Origin of the sequence: Streptomyces sp. R41, from assembly GCF_041053055.1 — a bacterium.
In the GTDB taxonomy this organism is placed as follows: domain Bacteria; phylum Actinomycetota; class Actinomycetes; order Streptomycetales; family Streptomycetaceae; genus Streptomyces.
On record NZ_CP163443.1, the window covers coordinates 5,860,176 to 5,883,819 of the forward strand.

The following is a 23,644-nucleotide window of genomic DNA, read 5'->3' on the forward strand; positions in this document are numbered from 1 at the left end:
CTGCCCTCAGCGAGGACCAGCCGTACGGCGGCCCGCAGCCGCACACGCACGGAAGGGGCCGTGTCGGTACATCGAATGCCCGTATCCGGACGGATCCACAAGGAACGGCTCCGTGGCTCCCCACGGTTGATCCGTTCGGATACGGGCGGATGTACCGACGTGGCCCCGACCCACCACGAACAGCGGGCGGGGCTCCCCACGGTTGATCCGTTCCGATACGAGCGGATGTACCGACGTGGCCCCGACCCACCACGAACAGCGGGCGAACCACCGGCGGCCGTCGTCACGTCCGCCGCCACGCCCCCACCGCCGCCGCCCCGACCGCCACCACCAGGCAAGCCCCCACACACCCGCCCAGCACCCCCCACGGCACATCCACCCCCACCGGCGCCGACACCCGCGCCAGCGCCGCCGCGACCCCCCCGCAAGGTTCACCCCGGCCCGCCGCACCCCCAAGCACCGCCCCACGCAGACCCCCACCACCGCCTCCCCGGCGACCACCCGCAGCACCTGCCCCCGAGTGGCACCCGCCATCCGCAGGGACCGCAGCTCCGTACCCCGCGCCGACGTCGCCATCACCAGCGTCGCGGCGAGCGAAATCCAGGCGTACACAAGGGCGATGCCCAGCACCACGAGAAACCCCAGCCGGGTCTGCGGGCTGGTGCGCGGGTGGGTGGCAGCCAGCCACGCCGACGCGGACCTCACCGTGCCGCCCGTCGAGGCCCGCAACGCCGTCCCGACGGCCGCCCGATCCACTCCACGCCCCACCCGCACATCGAGCCGATCGACCACGGCTCCCACCGCGTTCGCCGAGGTCACATACGCCCCGTTGTCCCCCGTCCCCCGTGCCAGCACCGCCACGACCCGCAACCGCGCAGGCCGCCCGTCACCGAGCCACACACGAACCCAGGCTCCCACCTCATGCCGCTCCCACTCCTCGTTCACGACGATCGACCGGTCGTCGAGATCGCGCACGTCGCCCGCGACGACCGGCAGCCGCGCCACAGCCGCGAACGCCGCCACATCGCTCACCGCCCGCGCGTCGGACCGTATGAGCGCGGTCCCCTCCTCCCGTACGAAGACCGCGGTCGACGCGGTGGCCGAGACCGTGGCCCCAGCAACCCGCACCGCCCGCAAGTCGCCCCCGCTGACCACGAAGTGAGCACGGGTCTGTTCCCGGGCCTCCGTCGCCTTCGCCCGAGTGACGGTCGCCGCAGCCCCCAGCAGCGAACCCGCCAGCGCGACGGTCACCAGGACAGGAGCCGCCACGGCGGCCGTGCGCCGCAGCGCCGCGGCCGCGTTCTCACGGACGAGCAGCCCGACCGCTCCGGACAGCCGGCCGAGGGGAAGCAGCCGTACGAGAGGCAGCCGTACGAGAGGCAGCCGTACCAGGGGACGGACGAGCACGGGAGCGAGGGCCGCCACCGCCGTGATCAGGACCATCGGCTGCGTCGCGTACGTCTTCCGCTTCAGCGGCGCGGACGGATCCGTCGCCAACATCCAGACCATCAGCCCGAGTCCGACCGCGAGCAACCCGAAACCGATCACCCGCCGCGACAGAGGCATCACACCCGTGTCCACGGACGCCTCGCGCAACGCCTCCACGGGCCCGATGCGCCCCGCCCGCCACGAGGCCACCCAGGCGCCCGCAAGGGCCACCGACACACCCGTGCAGAAGGCGACGTGGCAAGGCCAGTCCGCCGACCCCCGCAGCGCGAACCACGAGGGCGCCACCCCGCCGTCCACCAGCGCCCGCACGAGCCGAGGCGCACCACGCGCCCCCAGCGCGCACCCCGCCGCTGAAGCCGCCAGCCCCACCGCGCACGCCTCCCCGAGCAACAGCCGCCGCACCTGCCCGGGCGTCGCACCGGCCATCCGCAGCAGCCCGAACTCCCGCCGCCGCAGGGCCACGACGAACGCGAACGTCGAAGCCGTCACGAAAACGGAGACGAAGGCCGTCACCCCGGCCGCCGTTCCCAGCAGGGAGCCGACCCCGGCCAGCGCCTCGGCATCGCGCGCCGCGGAGGGGTCGGCCTGATGCCGGTCGTCACCGGTCAGCACCCGCGCACGATCCCCGACGAGCCGCCGCACAGCCGCAACGGGCGCGTCAACGCCAACCGCGTCAACGCCAACCGCGTCAATGCCAGCCGCGTCAACGCCGACCGCATCGACACGTACCGCACCGCCACCAACCGCGTCCCGATTCGCACCATCCGTCCGTACGATCCGCACCCGCCCCAATTCACGAAGCTCACGGACGAGTTCACTGTCCACAGGATGTGGATGCGCCAGCTTCTTCGACACGAGGGCGCTGTCCGCCCCCCGCCGCACCTCCACCGTGAGGGTGTCCCGCCCCATCACCACGACGGGCGAGGACGCGAACCGTGTCGGCGGCCGCCCGGACGCGTCGAGGCCGGCGGCAAGGGCGAGCCCCATCGCCGTCATCACCGCGACCCCGAGCCCGACGGCGACGAAGGAGCCGAGAAGGGAGGCCCAGCGCGTACGCAACGACGAAAAACTCAGCACGGCGCACCCTCCAGTCGCTCCAGCCCCGCGAGCCGCTCCAGCCCTGCCAGTCGCTCCAGCTCCGCCATCCGCCCCGCGACGCCCGTCGCCGAAGGCTCCGCCAGCTCCCCGCTCACCCGCCCGTCGACCAGGAACACCACCCGGTCCGCGTACGAGGCCGCCACCGGGTCGTGCGTGACCATGACGGTCGTCTGCCCCTCCCGGTCCACCAACTCCCGCAGCAGCGAGAGCACTTCACGACCCGTCCCGGTGTCGAGCGCCCCCGTCGGCTCGTCGCCGAAGAGGACCGCGGGACGGGTGATCAGCGCCCGCGCGAGAGCGACCCGCTGTTGCTGCCCGCCGGACAGCTGCGCCGGCCGGTGCCCGGCGCGGTCGCCGAGCCCCACCCGGTCCAGCGCCTCGCGCACGGCCCCGCGGGAGGGCCGCCGCCCGGCCAGCCGCAGCGGCAGGGCGACGTTCTGCGCGGCGGTCAGCGACGGCAACAGGTTGAAGGACTGGAACACGAATCCGATCCGCTCCCGCCTGAGCAGCGTCAGCCGACGCTCGCTCAGCCCGCGCAGCTCGACCCCGTCGACGGCCACCGTGCCGGAAGTCGGCCGGTCGAGCCCGGCCGCGCACTGCAGCAGGGTCGACTTCCCCGACCCGGACGGCCCCATCACGGCGGTGAAGGTTCCGGCGGCGAAGTCCAGATCGACCCCGTCCAGGGCGGCGACGGCACCATAGTCACGGCGCAGAGATCGAATACGTACGGCTGTTTCGGTCATGCCTCAAGCGAACCGTCCGGCAACCGCCCGAACACGACCACCAGAGGGCGTCCTGGGGGTAGGGCAGGCCCTACCGGGGCCCGTGACACGATCGACGTATGAGCAGCAGTAACCCCAGCCCCGGCACGGTCGAGCGCGCCTTCGAGACCGCTCTCTACGCCGACTCCGACACGGCCCTCGACACGGGCGCCTCGCTGCTCGCCGCCGACCCGGCATCCGACGCCGAACTCGCCCGCCGAGGCGAGGAGTTCGTCTCCGCGGCCTGGCGGCGCGGCTGGCAGCCCGCCGACGTCGTACGGATCGTGCGACGCGAGCTGGAGGATGTCCACGTACAGCTGGTGTCCGCGCTGATCCTCAGCGAGAACCGCAAGCCACAGGGCCCGCGCTGGGCCGCACAGCTCGAAGACCTGGCGGCCGAGCCCCGGGCTCCCCGCACCGACCGCTTCTCGTACGCGACCGCCGTACTGGAGCTGTACCGACTGCTGCTCCGCCTCCCCGCCATCGAGCCGCTGGACGTACCCGGGAAGGGCCAGGCCGCCCCCCAGGACACCCGCATGCTCACCCGCATCCGCGCCCTGCTCGCCAAGGCCGAGGCGACCGGGTTCCCGGAGGAGGCGGAGGCGCTGAGCGCCAAGGCGCAGGAGCTGATGGCGCGGCACAGCATCGACGAGGCGCTGCTCGCGGCGCGCACGCACGCGAAGGACGCGCCCGGCGCCTGCCGCATCGGCGTCGAGCCGCCGTACGAGACGGCCAAGGCGGTGCTCCTGGACGCGGTGGCAGGGGCGAACCGCTGCCGGGCGGTATGGAACGAGGCCCTCGGCTTCTCGACCGTCGTCGGCTTCGAACCCGACCTGGAGGCGGTCGAGCTCCTCTACACCTCACTCCTCGTGCAGGCCACGGCGGCGATGACGAAGGCGGAGGCCGCGCAGCGGGCGGGCGGCCGGAAGCGTACGAAGACCTTCCGGCAGTCCTTCCTCGCCGCGTACGCGCACCGGATCGGCGACCGCCTCGCGTCCGTGACCGAAGGGCAGGAGGCGGCCACGGAGGGGGAGTTGCTGCCGGTGCTGGCGGCCCGCGACGTGGCGGTCGCGGACCACATGGACCGGATGTTCCCCGAGACGGTGACCACCCGGCTGCGTGGGGTCAGCGACGCGGCCGGGTGGCACGAAGGGGCCGCGGCGGCGGACCGGGCGCAGGTCAAGGGGCGGCCGCCACTGCGGTGATCAGTCGCCCGCGTGCTGGAACGGGCTCACGGAGGCATTCAGGTCGGCCGCCTCGTTCTTGCCCGCGACGGGCCCGTACGACCACTTGAAGTCCTGCGTGGCGGTGGCACCGGGCAGGCTGATCTTCAAGGTCTGGGCGTCGAAGGTCTTCGCGTCGCCCTTCTCGCCCCGGACGTAGGTGATGGTGAAGGTCGCGGTGTCGTTCTTCGCGAGGGTCAGCTTCACCGGGTTCGCGGACTTCTCCGGGGCGATGTCCGTGGAGTCGCCACCGGCATGGACCTCGAGGCCGGGGAAGCCCTTCAGTGTGCACGTGGAGTCGCGGTTGGTGAGGGTGACCGGGACGTTGCCGGTGTCCCCGGCGGCCGGGGCGGCGTTGGCGGGTCCCACCTCGATGCCCACGTGGTCGACCCGGCAGTCGGTGGAGGCGCTCTTGTCGGTCTTGCCGGCCTCGTCGGTCTTGCTGCCGCCGCTGTCGTCGCAGGAGGTCAGGGCGAGGGCGGCCGCGAGGACGGTGACGGCGATGGGCAGGGCACGCATGGGGTTCCCCCGGAGGTGATGACGGTGGTGCATGGATCATCACGCATTTTGATCCCCGGACGTTGCACGCCCCTCGGTCGTTCGCCTCCGCCGAGCCGCGAATGTCCATAAAAGTCCCTTAGGCTGACGGAATGAGCTGGATCCGGGCGCTGAAGGAGACCGCGCGCTCGGGACTGACGATCGAGCGGAAACGTCTCGAACCGCTGATCGCGCTGCGGGGCGCCGCCGGGCTCGCGCTGGTGATCGGGGTGAGCCTGTGGGCGTTCGGGCCCGGGGCGGCGGCGGGGGGTGCGTTCGGGGCGTTCCAGGCGGCGATCGCGACCTTCCAGCGCAGCTGGCGACCGCGTCCCGAGCTGGCGCTCGCCTCCGGCACCACCCTGGCCGTCTCCACGTTCGTCGGCTACCTCACCATCACCCACCTGGCCCTGTTCCTGGCGCTGTTGGTGGTGTGGACGTTCGTGGCCGGGATGAGCTGGGCGGCGGGCCCGACCACCGGCCTGATCGCCACCTCGAACGTGGCGATCATGCTGATCACGGTCACCCTGCCCACCTCGGTCGCGCAGGCCGCGGGCCACAGCGCGATGATGATCGCCGGCGGCGTGGTGCAGGCGTCCCTGGTCGCGCTCTTTCCCATACGACGCTGGGGGGCCCACCGCGACGCGCTGGCCGACGCCCTGGCCGCCGAGGCGGACTACGCGCGCCGACTGTGCCGCGACCCGCTGGCACGCTTCGACCCGGAGCCGCTGATGGAGGCGCGCAACGCGGCCGCCGTCACCCAGCGCCAGGCCCGCCGCCGCCCGGCCGAACTCCACGGCCCCCGCGGCCTCGCCGAACGCATCCGCCCCGTCCTCGCCTCCCTCGCCGACCCGGCGATGGGCGTCCCGACCGAGGGCCCCGAACGCGACCGCGTCCGCGAACTCCTCGCCGCCGCAGCCACGATCCTCGACACCTCCGCCGGCGCCATCCGCCACGGAACCCCGGTCTCCCTCCCCCCGGGCGCCGTCGCGGCCTTCAGAACCCCGGACACGTCCGCCATCCTGACGGGCCCGCCCTACCGAGCGGCGAAGCGCCTGGGAGCCCTGCTCCAGCGCGTGGTGGAAACGGTGGAGGGCGAACGCGACGCGACATCCACGGGCGTACGGGCCGCCGAAGCGCGGCCCCGCCCGGCCAAGACCCCCGGCCGCCTACGAGCTGCCGGACGCGCGGGTATGCGCGCCGCCGGCCGCCTCCGAACCGCCCTGGCCGTGGGCAGGCATGCCACTAGGGGCGGCACCCGTCCCGAGGAGAGCGGCACCTCGCAGGGGCCGAGCAGTGCCCCCACCCCGACTCCAGCCCCCACCCCGGGCAAGGGGAAAGCGGGCGGCACCCGTCCCGAGGAGAGCGGCACCTCGCAACCGCCGAGCAGCGCGCCCAGCTCAAACTCAGCCCCCACTCCGGGGACCCACCACCCCGAGAGCACCCCCACCAAACCCATGCTCCGCCCCACCCTCCTCGAACTGACCCCCGTGGCCCTCAAAGCCATGCGGGAGGAACTCCACCACGACTCCCAGATCACCCGCCACGCGATCCGCGTGTCGACCGTCGCCGCCACCGGCTACCTCCTCGGTACCTGGCTCCCCCTCGGCCACGGCTACTGGGCCCCCCTGGCCGCGGTCATGATCATGCGCCCGGACTTCTCGCAGACCTACAGCCGAGCCGTCGCCCGTTTCGCCGGCACGCTCGTCGGGGTGGCGCTGGCCACGGGCGTCGTCCAGGCGGCACACCCGGGGACGTACCTCTTGGGCGCCTTCGCCGTGGTCAGCGCGGGGCTGATGTTCCTGCTGATGCGCACGGGGCAGATCGCCGCCCAGGCCTGCATCGCCGCGTACGTCGTCTTCCTGCTCGGCATGGGCGGGGAGCAGTTGAACCAGACGGTCCCGGAACGCGTGCTGCTCACCCTCCTGGGCGGACTCCTCGCGGTGATCGCCTACGCCGTCTACCCGGCCTGGGAGACTCCGCGCCTGCGCCCCCGCCTCGCGGACCGGCTGACCGAACAGGGCCGCTACGCGGCCGCCGTCGTCGCCCGCTACGCCGATCCCGGCGGCGGAGGCGACGACGTCCGCAAGGCTCTCCTCGCCTCGCGCGCCGCCCGCGCGGCCTGGCACACGACCGTGACCCGCGCCCAGACGGAGCCGGTACGCCACCGGGGCCTGCCCCGGACCACGGCCGACGCCGCCGACGAGGCCATCGCCCACATGGGCCGCGTCACCATGCTGCTTGAGGCCCACCTCCCGGACCGGGACGCACTCCCGGTCCCGCCCGCCGCCCGCTTCGCCGAGGCCCTGCCCAAGGCCACCCGACAGGGCGCCAAGGCGGTGCGTGAGCGCCGCGTCCCGCGCTGGGACACGGTCCGCGAGGCCCTGGAGGCCTGGGATCGCGAGGGCGTCCCGAAGGACGGCCCGGCGGCATTCGTCCGCCAGGGCGCGAGGCTGCTCCTGGAAGCCCTCGACGAGCTCTCCGAGGCCCTGGACACGGCCGTACCCCCGACGACGGCGGAGGGCGGCGAGTCCACACGCGCGAAGCGCACGAAGCACAGGAAACACGCAAAAAACGTGAAGCACGCGAAACGTGGAAAACATGCGAACGGGCCGCGGAACCCAAAGGATTCCGCGGCCCGAAAATGACCAGCCGAACGATCAGGCGCTCCGAATGATCACGAGCCCCCGAAGGACCAGGCGCCACCAGCGATCACGCGCCGCGAACGATCAAGACCCCAAGCTCGCCGTAGGCAACCCCGTGGGCAACTGCTGCGCGCCCTCGCTCTTCACGTAGGACTCCTTGCCGAGCGCGCCCTCCCACGTGATCTTCAGGCTCGTACCGCTGACGGAGTCGACCATGCCGACCGCACGGTCCTTGCTGCCGTCCGTGCACTTGAGGCGGATCATCCGCATGCCCGACTCCTCGGCGGCGGTACCGCTGCACACGCTGCCCCCGGTCGTGAAGAGCGCGGCCTTCTCGCCGGTGACCATCAGTGCCACGGCCTTGCCGCCCGTGGTGGCCAGCCAGCTGCCCTCCAGCTTGCTCTTGGCGCCGGAGGTGCCGCCCGTGCCGCCGCCCGTGGCGGCCGTCTCCGTCGCGGACGCGCTCGGGCTCGTGGACTTGTCGCCGGAGCCGCCGTCGTCGCTGCTGCAACCGGTCAGCAGGAGCGCGGCCGCCAGCCCCGCGGTCGCGGCCGCGATACGCGCCTGCCTGCGCGGGAAGGTCGCCGAAGTCACTGAAGCCCCCAAGGGTGGGTGAGGATGCCGAGGTCGCCGGGACGACCGCAGCAAGCTACCAGGAGGACTTGCGAACCCCGGGGAGGAATCCGGCGTGCGCTTGCTCACGCAGATTCACCCGGGAGAGGCCGAAGGTACGCAGATAACCGCGCGGGCGGCCGTCCACGCTGTCCCGGTTGCGTACGCGGGTGGCGCTCGCGTCGCGCGGCTGCCTGCGCAGTTCCTCCTGCGCCGCGACCCGTTCGGCATCCGTCGAGGACGGCCGGCGGATGATCTCCTTCAGCTCGGCCCGCCGGGCGGCGTGCCGCGCGACGATCTCCTGGCGCTTCTCGTTCTTCGCGATCTTGCTCTTCTTCGCCATCAGACCTTCACTCCCCGGGCGCGGATCCGCGCCACCGCCGCCTCGACGCCGATCGTGTCGACCGTCTTGATCCCCTTCGCGCTCAGCCGCAGCCGTACGTAGCGGCCCTCGCTCGGCAGCCAGTAGCGCTTGCGCTGGACGTTCGGGTCGAAACGGCGGGAGGTGCGCCGGTGGGAGTGCGAGATCTGGTTGCCGAAGCCCGGCCGGGCGCCGGTCAGCATGCAGTGGGCGGACAAGGTGACGCACCTCTCGTGATCGCTGGCCAGTGACTACTGGCAATGGGATTCATTTTCAGTAAGATACCAGGCATGGCACGCAACGAACTCCGTCCGGTCATCAAGCTCCGGTCCACCGCCGGGACCGGCTACACCTACGTCACCCGCAAGAACCGCCGGAACGACCCGGACCGGATGACCCTGCGCAAGTACGACCCGGTCGCGGGCCGCCACGTCGACTTCCGAGAGGAGCGCTGACCGCCATGCGCGAGGGAATCCACCCGGCGTACGGCCCGGTCGTCTTCCGGGACCGCGCCGCGAACCACGCCTTCCTCACCCGCTCGACCATGACGAGTGAGAAGACGATCGAGTGGGAGGACGGCAACACCTACCCGGTGGTCGACGTCGAGATCTCGAACGTCAGCCACCCCTTCTACACGGGCAACGCGCGCGTCCTGGACACGGCCGGGCGCGTCGAGCGCTTCGAGCGCCGTTACGGAAAGCGGAGCTGAAGGTGGCCGAGCTCTCCGTCGCGATCGTCGGCGGACTGCACGCCGATGCCCGCAGGGCGGCCGTCGAGCGCCTGCTGACGGCCGTCCCGGGCAGCGTCGCGCTCCACCACGACCTGGCCACGGCCGCGGCGGGCACGGTCGTCCGTACGGTCCGTGACCGCACCGGCATCCTCTCCGCCGGCGAAGCGCCCCTGGTCAACGACTGCGCGTGCTGCGCACTGCGCGAGGACCTGGTGCCCGAACTGGAACGGCTCGCGGACGCCGGCCTCACCCGGCTCGCGATCGTCGAGCTGTGGGACTCCGTCGAGCCCAAGGCCATGGCCGAGGTCGTGGCGTCGAGCGGCCTGACGCTGACCGGCGTGATCACCGCCGTCGACCCGGCGCTGCTGCTCCCCTACCTCGGAAACGGCGACGACCTCGCCGACGGCGGCCTCGCCGCGGCCGCCAACGACCAGCGCACCGTCGCCGACACCTTCGCCCGCCAGCTCGAGTACGCCCCCGTCCTCGCCGTGGCCGACTCACAGGAGGCCGACGACGAGGACCGCGCCCTGCTCGCGCAGTTGCACCCGACGGCCCGCCAAGTACCCATCAACGGCACCGCTTCGGCGGACCCTGATGCGTCCGGGGCCGGCTCGGCGGGCCCCGGTCTGCCGGGTGCCGGGTCGTCCGGCCCGGACGTGCCGGCACCCGGGTGGTTCGGCTCGGCCTCAGTGCCGGGCGGGTCGCGCTCGGCGCTCGCCGAGGCCGCGCTCGCCGGGTTCGACGTCGAGGCCGCCGCCGCGGCCCAGCACCCCGCCTGTGCGCTGCTCCCGGCCGAGGCCGACGCGCACGGTGTCTCCACCCTCGTATGGCACCGGCGCCGTCCGTTCCACCCGGAGCGGCTGTATGCCGCACTGGAGGACCTGACCTGCGCGGCCGCGCGCAGCCGGGGGCGGTTCTGGCTCGCGGACCGGCCCGACACGCTGCTGCACTGGGACGCCGCCGGGGGAGCGCTGTGCGTGGAGAGCGCGGGCCCGTGGCTCGCCTCGCTGCCGGACGCGGCGTGGGACATGGTCCCGCCGGTGCGCCGGGCCGCCGCCGCGCTCGACTGGCACCCGGAGCACGGGGACTGCTGCCAGCACCTCGTCTTCACCTCGCCCGGGCTCGACCGCGAGGGGCTCGAACTGCTCCTGGAGTCCTGCCTGTTGACCGACACCGAGTACGCCGCCGGGCGCGCCGCCTGGAAGCGGCTCCCGCCCGCCTTCGACACCCTCCTGGAAGTCTGAGAAGCCTGATGCCCCGCAAGACCGAACGCAAGCCCGCCAAGTCCCGCCCGAATCCGCTGGACCGCGACGGGATCACGTACATCGACTACAAGGACACCGATCTGCTGCGGAAGTTCGTCTCCGACCGCGGCAAGATCCGCAGCCGTCGCGTCACGCGCGTGACCGCGCGGCAGCAGCGGATGCTGGCCCGCGCCATCAAGAACGCGCGGGAGATGGCGCTGCTGCCGTACTCGTCCCGGTAGGCCCGACCGGGAGTGCACAGGTAGGAGATTCCCTACGGTTGACCCGTAGGGAATCTCCTATCTATTGTCGTATCCATGAAACCCATGGAACCCACGAACATCACCCACGCCTCCTTCGTCACCCTCCCGGTCGCCGACCAGGAGCGCGCCCTGCGCTTCTACACGGACGTACTCGGCTTCGAGGTCACCGCGGACCGGGACATGCCTCCCGGGCGGTGGCTGCAGGTCGCGCCCAAGGGGGCGCAGACCGTCTTCACGCTCTCGGGTCCGGGGATGGGCGGTTTCGTGCCCGGCGAGACCCGGGGGATCATGTTGGTCACGACCGATGTCGACGCCGACTGCGCGCGGCTCGCCGCCGCGGGCGTCACGGTGGAAGGTCCCGACGACCTCCCCTGGGGCCGCATGGCCTCGTTCCGCGACCCGGACGGCAACGGTCTGATGCTGATCACGGAGAAGGAAGGCTTCTGATCGCGCCATGACGACCATCGGGGCCCATGAGGACCGCCTCTTCGCCGCGCTCGCCAACGCCACCCGCCGAGAGGTGCTGCGGCTGCTGCGCGACGACGGGCCCCAGCCCGTCCAGGCGATCGCCGACCACTTCGACATGCGCCGCCCGAGCCTCTCGGAACACCTCAAGGTGCTCCGGGAGGCCGGCCTGGTGTCGGAGGAGCGCGCGGGACGGCAGCGGATCTACCGCCTGGAGGCCGCGCCGCTCGCCGACGTGCAGGACTGGCTCCACCCGTACGAGCGGTTCTGGCGCGACAGGCTCAAGGGCCTCGGCGATCTCCTGGACCGCATGCCCGACGATGACGAGACATGAGCCCCGTTTCGCAGTCCGAGCCGGCGGATGACCTGACGACCATCCGCGTCGACCAGTTCCTCCCGCACCCGCCCGCCAAGGTCTGGCGCGCCCTCACCGAGCCCGAGCTGCTCGTGCAGTGGCAGATGCAGGGATCGGAGGACTTCCGGCTCGAAGTCGGCCACCAGTACACGCTGACATCGGTCCCGCGCCCCAACTCGAAGTTCTCCGGCACCGTTGACGTGCGCGTTCTCGCGTACGAGCCGGAGCGGATGCTGCGCGTCCGGTGGGCGGACGCCGATCCCGCCAATCCCGCGGATTGGACCATTACTTGGACACTGGAACACGAAGGCCGCGGTACGCGTCTGTTCCTAGTACACGAGGGATTCGATCCGGACGATCCCGCACAGATGATGGCGCGGAAGATCATGGACGGGGGCTGGAGGTCGCATGTGATGCGAGCTCTGGGGAATGCGCTGGACCGGCTGTAGTCCTTTTGCGGGCCGGTGAGCAGCAGGCCGTAGTCGCGCGAACAACAGCTGGTAGTCAAGCGCCGGTAAAAGCTGTAACCGTAGGACCACCCCGCGTGCACGTGCATCTGCCCATGCATCTGCACATGAACAGAGCTATGATCCGGGTCAGTTGACCACTGCATCTATGGCCACTTCAGCCACTGCACGACCGGGGAGCGACCTGTGGACCACGACGTGTACGACGTGGATGACGTGTACGACGGCATGGCTGACGACGTGTACAACGGCATGGCTGCGACCGCGCTGGACGGGGTGGCCTGGCAGAAGAGCCGGCACAGCAACTCGCAGGGTTCCTGCGTGGAGTTCGCCCGGCTGCCCGGCGGCGAGGTGGCCGTGCGGAATTCGCGGTTCCCCGAGGGGCCCGCGCTCGTCTACACGCGTGCCGAGATAGAAGCGATGCTCCTGGGCATCAAGGACGGCGAGTTCGACCACCTGATCGCGGGCTGATGACGCGCGATCGCCGACACGACCGAGGGCGATCGCCGCTCGACGCTGCGTAACGCGCGTAGAACCGCGGCGCCAAAAGGCGCCGCGGTTTCCTATTCGGTGGCCACCGGCGGCTGGAGCCGGAACAGCGCCCACACGACCTTGCCGCTGAGCGTGCCCGCGAGCGGGTGCCAGCCCCAGCCGTCGGCGAACGAGTCGACCAGGAAGAGGCCGCGGCCCGATTCCGCCGAGAAGTCGTCCGAGTCGCCCGCGACCGGGCTGTCGTGACTGGGGTCGCGCACCGCGCATACCAGACGTGAGGTCCACCGCATCAAGTGCAGCCGCACGGGCGGGCCTTGGTCGTCCCGAGGGGTGTCCGAGGGCAGTGCGTGCCGCAGCGCGTTGGTGACCAGCTCGGAGACCACCAGACAGACGTCGTCGAAGCGGTCGCCGATGTCCCACTGGTCCAGCGTTCTGCGGGTGAACTGCCGTGCTTCGCGCACTGCTTCGTAGCGGGCGGGCAGGGCGCAGGAAGCGGCGTCGGACACGGCCGCGGGATCGAGCGGCGGAAGTCCCTGCCGTAAGGGCTCGAGCATGGTCGATCCATTCGTCCCCATGCGAGGCACTCCCGGGTGTTCGCGGTCGTTGCGATGCAGCGGTGGCGCGGGGACCATGGTTCCGAATGCGTACAGCAGATGCAAGGGCAGATGCACGTGCACGCGCCCGAATTAGACCTTCGTCTACCAGTTCTTGCTCATTTCTTCTGTCACCTTCTTCCCTCTTGTTGCCCCTCTCCTGATCTTTTCGTGCGTGGCTCCTTTGGCTACTTTCCGTTTCCGTAATCGAACGAGTACTGCTTGAAGTGTTTTAGTGGCAGACTTCGGCCCCTGAAGACGGTTGGGGAGGCGGACGAACGTGAGCGCTGGTGAGTCGAGCGGCTCGGTGGTGCGGCGCATGCTGCTGGGGTCACATCTGCGGCGCCTGCGGGAGGCGCGTGGAATCACCCGGGAAGCGGCCGGTTACTCGATCCGTGCCTCCGAATCGAAGATCAGCCGCATGGAGTTGGGACGGGTGAGCTTCAAGACGCGTGACGTCGAGGACCTGCTGACGCTGTACGGCATCACGGACGAGGTGGAGCGCACCTCCCTCGTCTCGCTCGCGAAAGAGGCCAACGTCGCGGGCTGGTGGCACAGTTACTCCGACGTCCTGCCCAGCTGGTTCCCGACCTACGTCGGCCTCGAAGGCGCGGCCCATCTGATCCGGGTCTACGAAGTGCAGTTCGTGCACGGCCTGTTGCAGACCGAGGCGTACGCGCACGCGGTCGTCGCGCGCGGCATGAAGGGCGCGTCCGTCGCCGACATCGACCGCCGCGTGGCCCTGCGCCTGGAGCGCCAGAAGTACCTCGTATCCGAGAACGCCCCGGAGTTCCACATCGTCCTCGACGAGGCCGCGCTGCGCCGCCCGTACGGCGACCGCGAGGTGATGCGCGGACAGCTCCAGCATCTGATCGAGGTCTCGGAGCGTCCCAACGTACGGCTTCAGGTCATGCCGTTCAGCTTCGGCGGGCACTCCGGCGAGAGCGGCTCCTTCACCATCCTGAGCTTCCCGGAGTCCGACCTGTCGGACGTCGTCTATCTGGAACAGCTGACCAGCGCGCTCTACCTGGACAAGCGTGAGGACGTCACCCAGTACGAGAGCGCGCTGAAGCAGCTGCAACAGGACAGCCCGGGCCCTTCCGAGAGCCGCGACTTGCTGAGGGGGCTGCTCCAGCTCTCCTGAGCGCCTTCGCGCAGTCTCCGAAGGCGTCCTTCAACTCCCTTGAAACACAAGTACGATGACGCGTGATCAGACCGTGATCGGATGTCTGCTTCGGCAGCGCAGGGATTGAGGGATCGAGGAGCACATGTCGTCCTACTTCACCGACCTGGCCCAGCAGTACATCGATGGCGAGTGGCGCCCGGGCACCGGCTCCTGGGACATCATCGACTTCAATCCGTACGACGGTGAGAAGCTGGCGTCGATCACCATAGCCACGGCGGACGAGGTCGATCAGGCCTACCGCGCGGCCGAGCGCGCCCAGAAGGCATGGGGCGCGACCAACGCGTACGCCCGTCGCGCGGTCTTCGAGAAGGCCCTGCGCATCATCGAGGACCGCGAGGCCGAGATCACCGAGGTGATCATCGCCGAGCTCGGCGGCACCCACCTCAAGGCCGGCTTCGAACTGCACCTCGCCAAGGAGTTCCTGCGCGAGTCGATCCAGCTGGCGCTGCGTCCCGAGGGCAAGATCCTCCCCTCGCCGATCGACGGCAAGGAGAACCGCGTCTACAAGGTCCCCGTAGGCGTCGTCGGTGTGATCAGCCCCTTCAACTTCCCGTTCCTCCTCTCGATCAAGTCCGTCGCGCCCGCGCTCGCGCTCGGCAACGGCGTGGTCCTCAAGCCGCACCAGAACACCCCGATCGTCGGCGGCTCCCTGGTCGCCAAGGTCTTCGAGGACGCGGGCCTGCCGGGCGGTCTCCTCAATGTGGTCATCACCGACATAGCCGAGATCGGCGACGCCTTCATCGAGCACCCGGTGCCCAAGGTCATCTCCTTCACCGGCTCCGACAAGGTCGGCCGCCACGTCGCCACGGTCTGCGCCTCCAACTTCAAGCGCTCCGTCCTCGAACTGGGCGGCAACAGCGCCCTGGTGGTCCTGGACGACGCGGACATCGACTACGCGGTCGACGCGGCGGTCTTCAGCCGCTACGTCCACCAGGGCCAGGTCTGCATGGCCGCGAACCGTGTCCTCGTGGACCGCTCGATCGAGGCCGAGTTCACCGAGAAGTTCGTCGCCAAGGTCAGGACGCTGAAGGCCGGCGACCCGAGCGACCCGCAGACGGTCATCGGCCCGGTCATCAACTCCTCGCAGGCGGACGCGATTTCGGGCGCCGTCGAGCAGGCGATCGCGGAGGGCGCCACGGCCCTCGTGCACGGCACGACGACCGACAACCTGGTCGAGCCCTCCGTCCTGACCGGCGTCCCCGCCGACTCGCCCCTCCTTCAGCAGGAGATCTTCGGCCCGGTCGTCTTCCTCGTGCCCTTCGACGGCGAGGAGGAGGCGGTCCGCCTCGTCAACGACACCCCGTACGGGCTGAGCGGCGCCGTCCACACGGGGGACATCGAGCGCGGCGTGCACTTCGCCAAGCAGATCGACACCGGCATGTTCCACGTCAACGACGGCACCGTGCACGACGAACCCCTGGTCCCCTTCGGCGGCGAGAAGCACTCCGGCATCGGACGCCTGAACGGCGAGACGACCGTCGACGCGTTCACCACGGTGAAGTGGATCTCGGTGCAGCACGGGCGGAGCTTCTTTCCCTTCTAGGACGTCCTCGGCCTGCCGGGCCCTTGCGGACAGAACCTGACCGCAAGGGCCCGTAGCTTCGTCGGTGTCAGGCAGCAGGTGCCCGGCAAGAGGTCCCGACGAAAGGCGGCCGGTCATGGTGACTCATGTGCGAGCGGAGGCTCAGGGTGACGAGCGTGGGGCGTTGCTCTCCTTCCTGGAGGAACAGCGCGGCGGTATCCGCCGGGCACTGCTCGGGCTGACCGAGGAGCAGGCGGCTTCGCGCCCCAGCGCGAGCGAGCTGTCCCTGTCCGGGCTGCTCAAGCATGTCGCCGAGACCGAGCAGGGCTGGGTCGCCCGTGCCAAGGGCGAGTCGCCGGCCGTCAAGCGGGACGAGTCGAACTGGCACGAGTGTTTCGTCCTCGTCGACGGCGAGACCGTCGATGCGCAGCTCGCGTACTGGGAGAAGGTCGCTGCCGAGACGGACGCGTTCCTCCGCTCGGTGCCCAGCCTGGACGACACCTTCGCGCTCCCGAACGATCCTTGGTTCCCGCCGGAAGGGCGGGTCTCGATGCGCTGGCTGGCGCTCCATCTGATCCGCGAGACGGCCCGGCACGCCGGCCACGCCGACATCATCCGCGAGTCCCTGGACGGCGCGACCGCCTTCGAGCTGGTTGCCCGGGAGCAGGCTGGCTGATCCAGGGGTCCTAATGTGGACCGCATGTCAGCGATCCGTCTCCTCGTGCTCGGCGCCGTCCGCCAGCACGGGCGGGCCCACGGCTACCAGGTGCGCAACGACCTGGAGTACTGGGGCGCGCACGAGTGGTCCAACGCCAAGCCCGGCTCGATCTACCACGCGCTCAAGCAGATGGCGAAGCAGGGACTGCTGCACGCCCATGAGGTCGCGCCGTCGACGGCAGGGGGACCGCCGCGCACCGAGTACGAGATCACGGACAAGGGCACCGAGGAGTTCCTGGCCCTCCTGCGCGAGTCCCTGACGTCGTACGACCAGAAGATGGACGTCCAGTCGGCGGCGATCGGCTTCATCGTGGACCTGCCGAGGGGCGAGGCGGTGGCGCTCCTGAAGGAGCGGATCCGGAAGATCGAGGAGTGGCGGGCCGCGGTCACCGAGCACTACGTGCCCGAGGACGGCCCCGAACAGCTGGGCCACATCGGCGAGATCATGAACCTCTGGGTGCACACCGCCGATGCCGACGCCGAGTGGACGCGCGGCCTGATCGCGCGGATCGAGGGCGGGGCCTACACCTTCGCGGGTGAGGGTGAGCCGTTCGTCGGCGTCCTGGCCGAGGGTGAGGAGAACCCGTACGCGACGGGGGCGCCGCACCCCGGGGACCGCGACTGAAACAAGGGTAATCAAGTTTGACGAATACGTCCTCCGGGGTTACTTTCCAGAAGTAGTCAAGTTTGACTAGCGAGGGAGAACTCAGTGGCCGACGCGGCGATCACCGTCGAAGGGGCACGCAAGAAGTACGGCGACAAACAGGCACTGGACGGACTCGACCTGCTGGTCGGAGGCGGCACGGTGCACGGAGTGCTCGGCCCCAACGGCGCGGGCAAGACAACCCTGGTCCGGATCCTGTCCACCCTGCTGCGGCCCGACGAAGGGCGCGTGGAGGTCGCGGGCCACGACGTGGTGAGCGAGGCGGGCCGGGTACGGCTGCGCATCGGCCTGCTCGGTCAGCACGCCGCGCTCGACGAGGAGCTCGGCGGACGCCAGAACCTGGAGATGTTCGGACGCCTGCACCACCTGGGCGCCCGGCACGCGCGCGTGCGGGCCGACGAGCTCCTGGAGCGGTTCGGGCTCGCGGACACCGGCCGCAAGGCGGTCAAGCGCTACAGCGGCGGCATGCGGCGCCGCCTGGACCTCGCCGCGTCCCTCGTCACCGACCCGGACGTGCTCTTCCTGGACGAACCGACGACCGGCCTCGACCCGCGCGGCCGGGCGGAGGTGTGGGCGTCCGTGCGCTCGCTGGTCGGCGGCGGCACCACGGTTCTGCTCACCACGCAGTACCTGGAGGAGGCCGACCAGCTCGCCGACCGCATTTCCGTCGTCGACCATGGGCGCGTGATCGCCGACGGCACGGCGGACGAGCTCAAGGCCCGCACGGGCGGCGACCGCATCGACGTGGTGCTGCGCGACGCGGGCCAACTGGGCGCGGCCGTGGCCCTGTTGCCGTTCCCCGCCGAGGGCGTCTCGGTGGACACCGACCGCCGGCTCCTCAGCGCCCCGGTCACCGACCGCATGTCGGCGCTGGCCGGAGCCGTACGCGCCCTGGAGGAGGCCGGGATCGAGGCGGAGGACATCGCGCTGCGGCGGCCGACGCTGGACGAGGTGTTCCTGCACCTCACGGGAGACGACCACCGAGTGAAGGAGGCCGCGTGAGCACGACGTACGGGACGAGCCGTCCGGACGCGTACGGGGCGTACGCCCTCGCCGACTGCTGGACCATGACCCGCCGCGAACTCGCCCACTGGGCAAGGCAACCGGTCCAAGTGGTCGTCGGTCTCGCCTTCCCCGTGATGCTGCTGCTGATGTTCGGCTATCTGATCGGCGGAGGCCGGGGCGTCGAGGGCGACTACGTCGACTTCCTGGTGCCCGGCATGCTCGCGCTGACCATGGCCTTCGGCCTGGAGGGCACGATGCTGGCCGTCACCCAGGACCTCAACAAGGGCGTGATCGACCGCTTCAGGTCGATGCCGATGGCGGGTGGCGCGGTCCTGGTGGGCCGTTCCGCCGCCGACATGCTTCAGTCGGCGCTCGGTCTCGCCGCCCTGATCGGCGTCGGGTACGTGATCGGCTGGCGTCCCCACGGAGGTCCGGGCGCCTTCCTGGGAGCCGTCGGCCTGCTCCTTCTGTTCCGTTTCGCGATGCTCTGGATCGGCATCGAGCTGGCGCTGGTCGCCGGGAAGCCGGAGATGGTCCAAGCCGTCCAGATCCTGGTCTGGCCGGTCGGCTTCCTGTCCAACGCCTTCGCGACCCCGGACTCCATGCCCGGCTGGCTGGGCACGGCGGTCGAGTGGAACCCGATGTCCCAGACGGCGACAGCGGTACGCGACCTGTTCGGCGGCCCCGGCGGGGAGCCGGGGCACGTGTGGGCGGCGGTGATCTGGCCGCTGGGCCTGCTGGCGGTGTTCTTTCCGCTGGCGGTACGGCGATTTGGGCGGCTCAGCGCGTAGTCGGGGTCACTCCTCGATCAGGTTGCGCAGGTCGATGTCGACCGGGAAGGGGACGACGGTGGTGAGCTTGTCGGTGTGGACGGGGCGGTCCGGGCGCGGGACGAATACGCCGCTGTCCTCGTCGCGCCAGAACTGGTGCACCTCCGGAACGTCGTCCTCGCCCCGCTCGACGCGCCAGTAGTGGGCGATTCCGGCCTCGGCGTACATGGCGGGCTTGTGGAAACGGTCCATGCCGCGAGAGCCGGGTGAAACCACCTCGATGGCAAGTGTCACGCACGCGACCGGTGTGCAGTCCAGGGTGCGGATGTCGAGCCCGGTCCTGTCGTACACGATGATGTCCGGCTTGGGGGCGTTGTTGTCGTCGAACTGGGTCCAGCGCTCAGTGTTGACGGCGTACGGCGGCCGCTTGGCGAGAGCCAGCGAGAGGTAAAGCTGGTCTCGGACCTGGTCGTGCCACCAGCTGGTAACCCCACGTACCACGATCTTCCCATCCACGAGTTCCCAGTCGAACGGGACGTCCAGCTCCTTGACCTGGTCCCACGTCCAGCCCTCCTCGGGCGGGAACATCCAGTTCTCGGGAGTGGCCCGCGGGTGCTGCTCGGTGTGTGCCTCTGCGGCCATGACTGCTCCCATGGAGGAGATCGTGAGTGGTGGTGCTCTCTGCTGTTCCCCTTACGACAGTAGTGTCACTCGCCCGAGTGAGGGGGCAACGTTCCTGCGGGCCTGGTCCTAGTGGTGGAAGCTGGTCGCCCTGTCCTTGTCGCGGGTCAACGGGTGTGGCTGGCGGCGCAGTTCGGGGAGCAGGCGGCTGAGGTCCTCCATGAAGAGGTCGGAGAGGTCGGTCGTGAAGCCGTTGCGGCACACCACGCGCAGGACGGACAGGTCCTCGCGGTTCGCCGGGAAGGTGTAGGCGGGCAGTAGCCAGCCTTGCTCGCGCATGCGCCGGGACACGTCGAAGACGTCGTACGCGGTCACGTCGGGCGCCGTCGTGACGGCGAACACCGGCAACTCGTCGCCCTTGGTGAGGAGGGTGAAGTCGCCCAGCGCCTCGATGCGCTCGGCGAGGCCGCGGGCCACCTCCCGGGTCGTCTGCTGCACGGCGCGATAGCCCTCGCGGCCGAGGCGCAGGAACGTGTAGTACTGCGCCACGACCTGCGCGCCCGGCCGGGAGAAGTTGAGCGCGAAGGTCGGCATGTCGCCGCCCAAGTAGTTGACGCGGAAGACGAGTTCCTCCGGCAGCTCGGCCGCCGATCGCCACAGCGCCCAGCCGACGCCCGGATAGACCAGGCCGTACTTGTGCCCCGAGGTATTGATCGACGACACCCTCGGCAGCCGGAAGTCCCAGACCAGGTCCTCGTCGATGAAGGGCGCGATCATGGCCCCGGAGGCGCCGTCGACATGGACGGGGACGTCCAGGCCCGTGCGCTCCTGGAGCTCGTCGAGGGCCGTGCACAGCTCGGCGATCGGCTCGTACGACCCGTCGAAGGTGGACCCGAGGATGCCGACGACCCCGATGGTGTTCTCGTCGCACAGCTCGGCCGCCGCCCGGGGATCGAGGTGGAAACGGTCGCCCTCCATCGGGACCAGGCGCGGCTCGACCTCCCAGAAGTTGCAGAACTTGTCCCAGCAGACCTGGACGTTGATGCCCATGACGAGATTGGGGCGCGCCCCCGGGTAGCGGTCCGCGTTCCGCTGCGCCCACCGTCGCTTCAGTGCCATCCCGGCCAGCATGCACGCCTCGCTCGACCCGGTGGTCGAACAGCCCACCGCGGCCGACGGATCCGGCGCGTTCCACAGGTCGGCGAGCATCGCCACGCAGCGCCGCTCCAGCTCGGCCGTACGCGGGTACTCGTCCTTGTCGATCATGTTCTTGTCCCGGCACTCCGCCATCAGGACCCCGGCCTGCGGTTCCATCCAGGTGGTGACGAAGGTGGCGAGGTTCAGCCGCGCGTTCCCGTCCAGCATGAGTTCGTCGTGGACGAGTTGGTACGCGATCGTGGGCGGCAGCGGGCCATCGGGGAGCCGGTGCTTCGGCGGCGCCTCGACCATGTCGCTGACCGGATTCGTCTCCCCGTAGAACGGGTTGACGGACCTCGGGCGCTCGTCGGGCTTCTCGTGGCCTTTGTGAAGCGGCATGGGGTCTCCTCATCTCCTAGCGGACTGGGGTTCCGTCGTCGTGAAGCTGCATCTGGGGTCTGCCGGTCACCAGCAGCCAGGCCGGCAGGGACGCGATGCACATCAGGGCGATGATCGAGGGAGTGGCCACCAGGACGGCGGCCGTGAACAGGCTCACCCAGCCCTGCCGGGTGATGGCAAGCAGCATGCCCAGCACGCCCGAGGCGACACCGAGGGCCGGCTGGACGGCGGGCACGAGCGCGTGGGCGCACAGGCCGAAGGCGGCGCCGATGAAGACCGACGGGAAGATCCGGCCGCCGCGGAACCCGCAGGACGCGGCGACGAGCAGCGCCGCCAGCTTGACCACCGCCATCGTGGCGAACTGCCCGGCCGTCCAGCCCTCTGGGTCCTGCGCCAGCTGCGCGACCTCGTCTAGGCCCTTGAAGAGCGTCAGATGCCCGCCGAGGGCGCCCAGCAGGCCGAGCACGAGTCCGCCGACCGGGAGCGCCACCATGGGGTGCCTGAGCCGGGAGAAGGCGCCATGGACGTACGGGAAGGCGTAGACCGCGGCCATGCCGAGCACCGCGGCGGTGGAGGCGACCACGAGCGCGGCCAGCACGTCGCGCCAGTCGGGGTGCCCGACGGCGGGCAGGTTCAGGTCGAAGGTCGGATGGGCCACCAGGGTGGTCGTGATGGCGCCCGCGGCGGCGGCCGTCAGCGGCCCGAAGAGGTTGTCCCACAGCAGACCCTTCAGCTGCCGCCCGGCGAGCGCCTCGGAGATGAGCAGCGCCGCCGCCACCGGCGTCCCGAACAGCGCGCCGATCGTCGCCGCCTCGGCCAGCGCCGCCCACAGACCGCCCGGCATCCGTGGCGCGAGCCTGCGCCCCAGCCAGAACGCGAGCGCGACGTTGGTGGCGATGATCGGGTTCTCCGGGCCCAGACTCGGGCCGCCGGCCAGCATCAGGGCGGTCGCCACCAGCAGGCCCGGCAGGACGACGGGAGGCATCGGCGCGGCCGCCAGACTGAGGGTCGCCGGGTCGGGGCCCGCGTGTCCCGGCGCCTTCCAGACGACCAGCCCGACCAGTACGCCCGTCGCGGTGAGGACGACGAGCATCCAGAACACGGAGTACCGGCCGATGCCCAGCGCGTCGGGCAGGTCCTTCCACAGGACGCCCTGCAGCTTCTCGGCGAGCACGCTCACCCCGACGTACAACAGGCTGGCCGCGACACCGACGACGAGCGCCGGGAGGATCAGCGGCAGCAGCGACCGCGCGGGGGTCGCCGGGGCGGGGGCCGGTGCCCGCCGTGCCGCGTCGTGGGTCACGCGGTCACCCTAAGCGGGCAAAGGGGACATCACATCCGGAAACCTCCGGAAGTTCCGGGAGGATTCGCGTCCGGAAACTCCGGGAGGATTCGCGGCCGGACGCTTCCGGGCAATACCGCTTGCACCTCACGTCGCGTGAGGATCCATCGTGAAGTGCGTACCCAGAAGGGAGCGGAGTTGAGTTACTCAGTGGGTCAGGTCGCCGGTTTCGCCGGGGTCACGGTGCGCACGCTGCACCACTACGACGAGATCGGCCTGCTCGCGCCCGGCGAGCGCAGCCACGCGGGCCACCGGCGCTACAGCGACGCCGACCTCGACCGGCTGCAGCAGATCCTGTTCTACCGAGAACTCGGCTTCCCGCTCGACGAGGTCGCCGCCTTGCTCGACGACCCGGAGGCGGACCCGCGCGCGCATCTGCGCCGCCAGCACGAGTTGTTGACCGCCCGGATCGAGAAACTGCAGAAGATGGCCGCGGCCGTGGAGCACGCCATGGAGGCACGCAAGATGGGCATCAATCTCACGCCCGAGGAGAGGTTCGAGGTCTTCGGCGACAAGGACCCCGAGCAGTACGCCGAGGAAGCGGAGCAGCGCTGGGGCGGCACGGAGGCCTACGCCGAGTCGCAGCGCCGGGCCGCCCGTTACACGAAGGACGACTGGAAGCGCGTACAGGCCGAGGTCGATGCCTGGAGCGAGCGCTACGAGGCTCTGATGGCCTCCGGTGAGCCGCCCACCGGCCAGGCGGCCATGGACCTCGCCGAGGAACACCGCCGGCACATCAGCAAGTGGTTCTACGAGTGCCCGTACGAGATGCACCAGTGCCTCGGCGAGATGTACGTGTCGGACGAGCGCTTCAAGGCGTTCTACGACTCCATGCGGCCGGGGCTCGCCGAGCACCTCAGGGACGCGATCACGGCGAACGCGGCGCGGTACGCGCGAGAAGCCTGACGGCGGTACGCGCGGGAAGCCTGAGGTAAGGGGCGTCCGCCTGGGCGGACGCCCCTTACTGGCGTACGTGCGCTGTTCCTCGG

Annotated in this window: 26 protein-coding genes and 1 pseudogene; 17 read left to right on the forward strand and 10 right to left on the reverse strand. The window is 70.6% G+C overall.

Translation table 11 applies throughout. The features are described from left to right. Window positions 1-283 precede the first annotated feature (283 nt). Together AB5J53_RS26800 and AB5J53_RS26805 are read right to left on the reverse strand one after the other, a co-directional pair. Window positions 284-2,526 (reverse strand): annotated as a pseudogene (locus tag AB5J53_RS26800) (FtsX-like permease family protein). Further along, the gene (locus AB5J53_RS26805; protein ID WP_369248207.1) at window positions 2,520-3,290 is read right to left on the reverse strand and encodes an ABC transporter ATP-binding protein; all 771 of its coding nucleotides are present in this window, start codon (window positions 3,288-3,290) and stop codon (window positions 2,520-2,522) included. Before AB5J53_RS26805 ends, AB5J53_RS26800 begins: the two are co-directional and overlap by 7 nt. Window positions 3,291-3,388: 98 nt before the next feature. Between AB5J53_RS26805 and AB5J53_RS26810 the strand changes: the two genes are divergently transcribed. Further along, a complete protein-coding gene (locus AB5J53_RS26810; RefSeq protein WP_369248208.1) occupies window positions 3,389-4,513 on the forward strand; it encodes a DUF2786 domain-containing protein in 1,125 nt (374 codons plus the stop codon). On the opposite strand, the gene AB5J53_RS26815 is transcribed toward AB5J53_RS26810, so the two are convergent. Next, a complete protein-coding gene (locus AB5J53_RS26815; RefSeq protein WP_369248209.1) occupies window positions 4,514-5,050 on the reverse strand; it encodes a DUF4232 domain-containing protein in 537 nt (178 codons plus the stop codon). A gap of 131 nt (window positions 5,051-5,181) precedes the next feature. Here AB5J53_RS26815 and AB5J53_RS26820 point away from each other — a divergent pair, with 131 nt between their 5' ends. Further along, window positions 5,182-7,713, forward strand: coding sequence for an FUSC family protein (locus AB5J53_RS26820; protein WP_369248210.1), 2,532 nt, complete (start codon window positions 5,182-5,184; stop codon window positions 7,711-7,713). Between the two features lie 81 nt (window positions 7,714-7,794). On the opposite strand, the gene AB5J53_RS26825 is transcribed toward AB5J53_RS26820, so the two are convergent. The 3 genes from AB5J53_RS26825 to rpmB are packed head-to-tail and all read right to left on the reverse strand — an operon-like array spanning window position 7,795 to window position 8,901. Continuing rightward, window positions 7,795-8,304, reverse strand: coding sequence for a hypothetical protein (locus tag AB5J53_RS26825; RefSeq protein WP_369248211.1), 510 nt, complete (start codon window positions 8,302-8,304; stop codon window positions 7,795-7,797). Between the two features lie 55 nt (window positions 8,305-8,359). Continuing rightward, window positions 8,360-8,665, reverse strand: a complete 306-nt coding sequence (rpsN, locus tag AB5J53_RS26830; RefSeq protein ID WP_369248212.1) for a 30S ribosomal protein S14 — start codon at window positions 8,663-8,665, stop codon at window positions 8,360-8,362. Then, window positions 8,665-8,901: a 50S ribosomal protein L28 gene (rpmB, locus tag AB5J53_RS26835; RefSeq protein ID WP_369248213.1), complete on the reverse strand. Its 237-nt coding sequence runs from the start codon at window positions 8,899-8,901 to the stop codon at window positions 8,665-8,667. Before rpmB ends, rpsN begins: the two co-directional genes overlap by 1 nt. 72 nt (window positions 8,902-8,973) lie before the next feature. On the opposite strand from rpmB, the gene rpmG reads away from it, so the two are divergent. The 8 genes from rpmG (at window position 8,974) to AB5J53_RS26875 (ending at window position 12,678) form a co-directional block, all read left to right on the forward strand. Further along, entirely contained in the window at window positions 8,974-9,138 is a 165-nt protein-coding gene (rpmG, locus tag AB5J53_RS26840) for a 50S ribosomal protein L33 (RefSeq protein ID WP_030573688.1), read from the forward strand. Window positions 9,139-9,143: 5 nt separating this feature from the next. Next, entirely contained in the window at window positions 9,144-9,392 is a 249-nt protein-coding gene (locus tag AB5J53_RS26845) for a type B 50S ribosomal protein L31 (protein ID WP_369248214.1), read from the forward strand. A gap of 2 nt (window positions 9,393-9,394) precedes the next feature. Beyond that, entirely contained in the window at window positions 9,395-10,657 is a 1,263-nt protein-coding gene (locus AB5J53_RS26850; RefSeq protein WP_369248215.1) for a GTP-binding protein, read from the forward strand. Window positions 10,658-10,665: 8 nt separating this feature from the next. Continuing rightward, entirely contained in the window at window positions 10,666-10,899 is a 234-nt protein-coding gene (rpsR, locus tag AB5J53_RS26855; protein WP_369248216.1) for a 30S ribosomal protein S18, read from the forward strand. Between the two features lie 75 nt (window positions 10,900-10,974). Continuing rightward, complete coding sequence (locus AB5J53_RS26860) at window positions 10,975-11,367, forward strand: VOC family protein (protein WP_369248217.1); 393 nt, start codon at window positions 10,975-10,977, stop codon at window positions 11,365-11,367. A 7-nt stretch (window positions 11,368-11,374) separates the two neighbouring features. Beyond that, window positions 11,375-11,719: an ArsR/SmtB family transcription factor gene (locus tag AB5J53_RS26865; RefSeq protein ID WP_369248218.1), complete on the forward strand. Its 345-nt coding sequence runs from the start codon at window positions 11,375-11,377 to the stop codon at window positions 11,717-11,719. Then, window positions 11,716-12,189: an SRPBCC domain-containing protein gene (locus tag AB5J53_RS26870; RefSeq protein WP_369248219.1), complete on the forward strand. Its 474-nt coding sequence runs from the start codon at window positions 11,716-11,718 to the stop codon at window positions 12,187-12,189. Before AB5J53_RS26865 ends, AB5J53_RS26870 begins: the two co-directional genes overlap by 4 nt. A 246-nt stretch (window positions 12,190-12,435) precedes the next feature. After that, entirely contained in the window at window positions 12,436-12,678 is a 243-nt protein-coding gene (locus AB5J53_RS26875; RefSeq protein ID WP_369252481.1) for a DUF397 domain-containing protein, read from the forward strand. A 92-nt stretch (window positions 12,679-12,770) separates the two neighbouring features. On the opposite strand, the gene AB5J53_RS26880 is transcribed toward AB5J53_RS26875, so the two are convergent. Continuing rightward, on the reverse strand, window positions 12,771-13,274 hold the full coding sequence (locus AB5J53_RS26880; protein ID WP_369248220.1) for an ATP-binding protein: 504 nt from the start codon (window positions 13,272-13,274) through the stop codon (window positions 12,771-12,773). A 337-nt stretch (window positions 13,275-13,611) separates the two neighbouring features. Here AB5J53_RS26880 and AB5J53_RS26885 point away from each other — a divergent pair, with 337 nt between their 5' ends. From AB5J53_RS26885 to AB5J53_RS26910, 6 genes are all read left to right on the forward strand, one after another. After that, the gene (locus AB5J53_RS26885) at window positions 13,612-14,436 is read left to right on the forward strand and encodes a helix-turn-helix domain-containing protein (RefSeq protein ID WP_369252483.1); all 825 of its coding nucleotides are present in this window, start codon (window positions 13,612-13,614) and stop codon (window positions 14,434-14,436) included. A gap of 124 nt (window positions 14,437-14,560) precedes the next feature. Beyond that, window positions 14,561-16,021: an aldehyde dehydrogenase family protein gene (locus tag AB5J53_RS26890; RefSeq protein ID WP_369248221.1), complete on the forward strand. Its 1,461-nt coding sequence runs from the start codon at window positions 14,561-14,563 to the stop codon at window positions 16,019-16,021. 115 nt (window positions 16,022-16,136) lie between these two features. After that, a complete protein-coding gene (locus AB5J53_RS26895; protein WP_369248222.1) occupies window positions 16,137-16,676 on the forward strand; it encodes a DinB family protein in 540 nt (179 codons plus the stop codon). A gap of 24 nt (window positions 16,677-16,700) precedes the next feature. Continuing rightward, complete coding sequence (locus AB5J53_RS26900) at window positions 16,701-17,342, forward strand: PadR family transcriptional regulator (RefSeq protein ID WP_369248223.1); 642 nt, start codon at window positions 16,701-16,703, stop codon at window positions 17,340-17,342. A gap of 84 nt (window positions 17,343-17,426) precedes the next feature. Next, a complete protein-coding gene (locus AB5J53_RS26905; RefSeq protein WP_369248224.1) occupies window positions 17,427-18,383 on the forward strand; it encodes an ATP-binding cassette domain-containing protein in 957 nt (318 codons plus the stop codon). Window positions 18,384-18,448: 65 nt separating this feature from the next. Then, on the forward strand, window positions 18,449-19,177 hold the full coding sequence (locus AB5J53_RS26910; RefSeq protein WP_369252485.1) for an ABC transporter permease: 729 nt from the start codon (window positions 18,449-18,451) through the stop codon (window positions 19,175-19,177). A gap of 6 nt (window positions 19,178-19,183) precedes the next feature. Here AB5J53_RS26910 and AB5J53_RS26915 read toward each other — a convergent pair whose 3' ends face one another. The 3 genes from AB5J53_RS26915 to AB5J53_RS26925 form a co-directional block, all read right to left on the reverse strand. Further along, a complete protein-coding gene (locus AB5J53_RS26915; RefSeq protein ID WP_369248225.1) occupies window positions 19,184-19,798 on the reverse strand; it encodes a Uma2 family endonuclease in 615 nt (204 codons plus the stop codon). 108 nt (window positions 19,799-19,906) lie between these two features. Next, a complete protein-coding gene (locus AB5J53_RS26920; RefSeq protein WP_369248226.1) occupies window positions 19,907-21,313 on the reverse strand; it encodes a glutamate decarboxylase in 1,407 nt (468 codons plus the stop codon). Between the two features lie 16 nt (window positions 21,314-21,329). Further along, the gene (locus tag AB5J53_RS26925; protein ID WP_369248227.1) at window positions 21,330-22,616 is read right to left on the reverse strand and encodes an ion channel protein; all 1,287 of its coding nucleotides are present in this window, start codon (window positions 22,614-22,616) and stop codon (window positions 21,330-21,332) included. A 177-nt stretch (window positions 22,617-22,793) separates the two neighbouring features. Here AB5J53_RS26925 and AB5J53_RS26930 point away from each other — a divergent pair, with 177 nt between their 5' ends. Beyond that, the gene (locus AB5J53_RS26930; RefSeq protein ID WP_369248228.1) at window positions 22,794-23,561 is read left to right on the forward strand and encodes a MerR family transcriptional regulator; all 768 of its coding nucleotides are present in this window, start codon (window positions 22,794-22,796) and stop codon (window positions 23,559-23,561) included. Window positions 23,562-23,644: the final 83 nt, after the last annotated feature.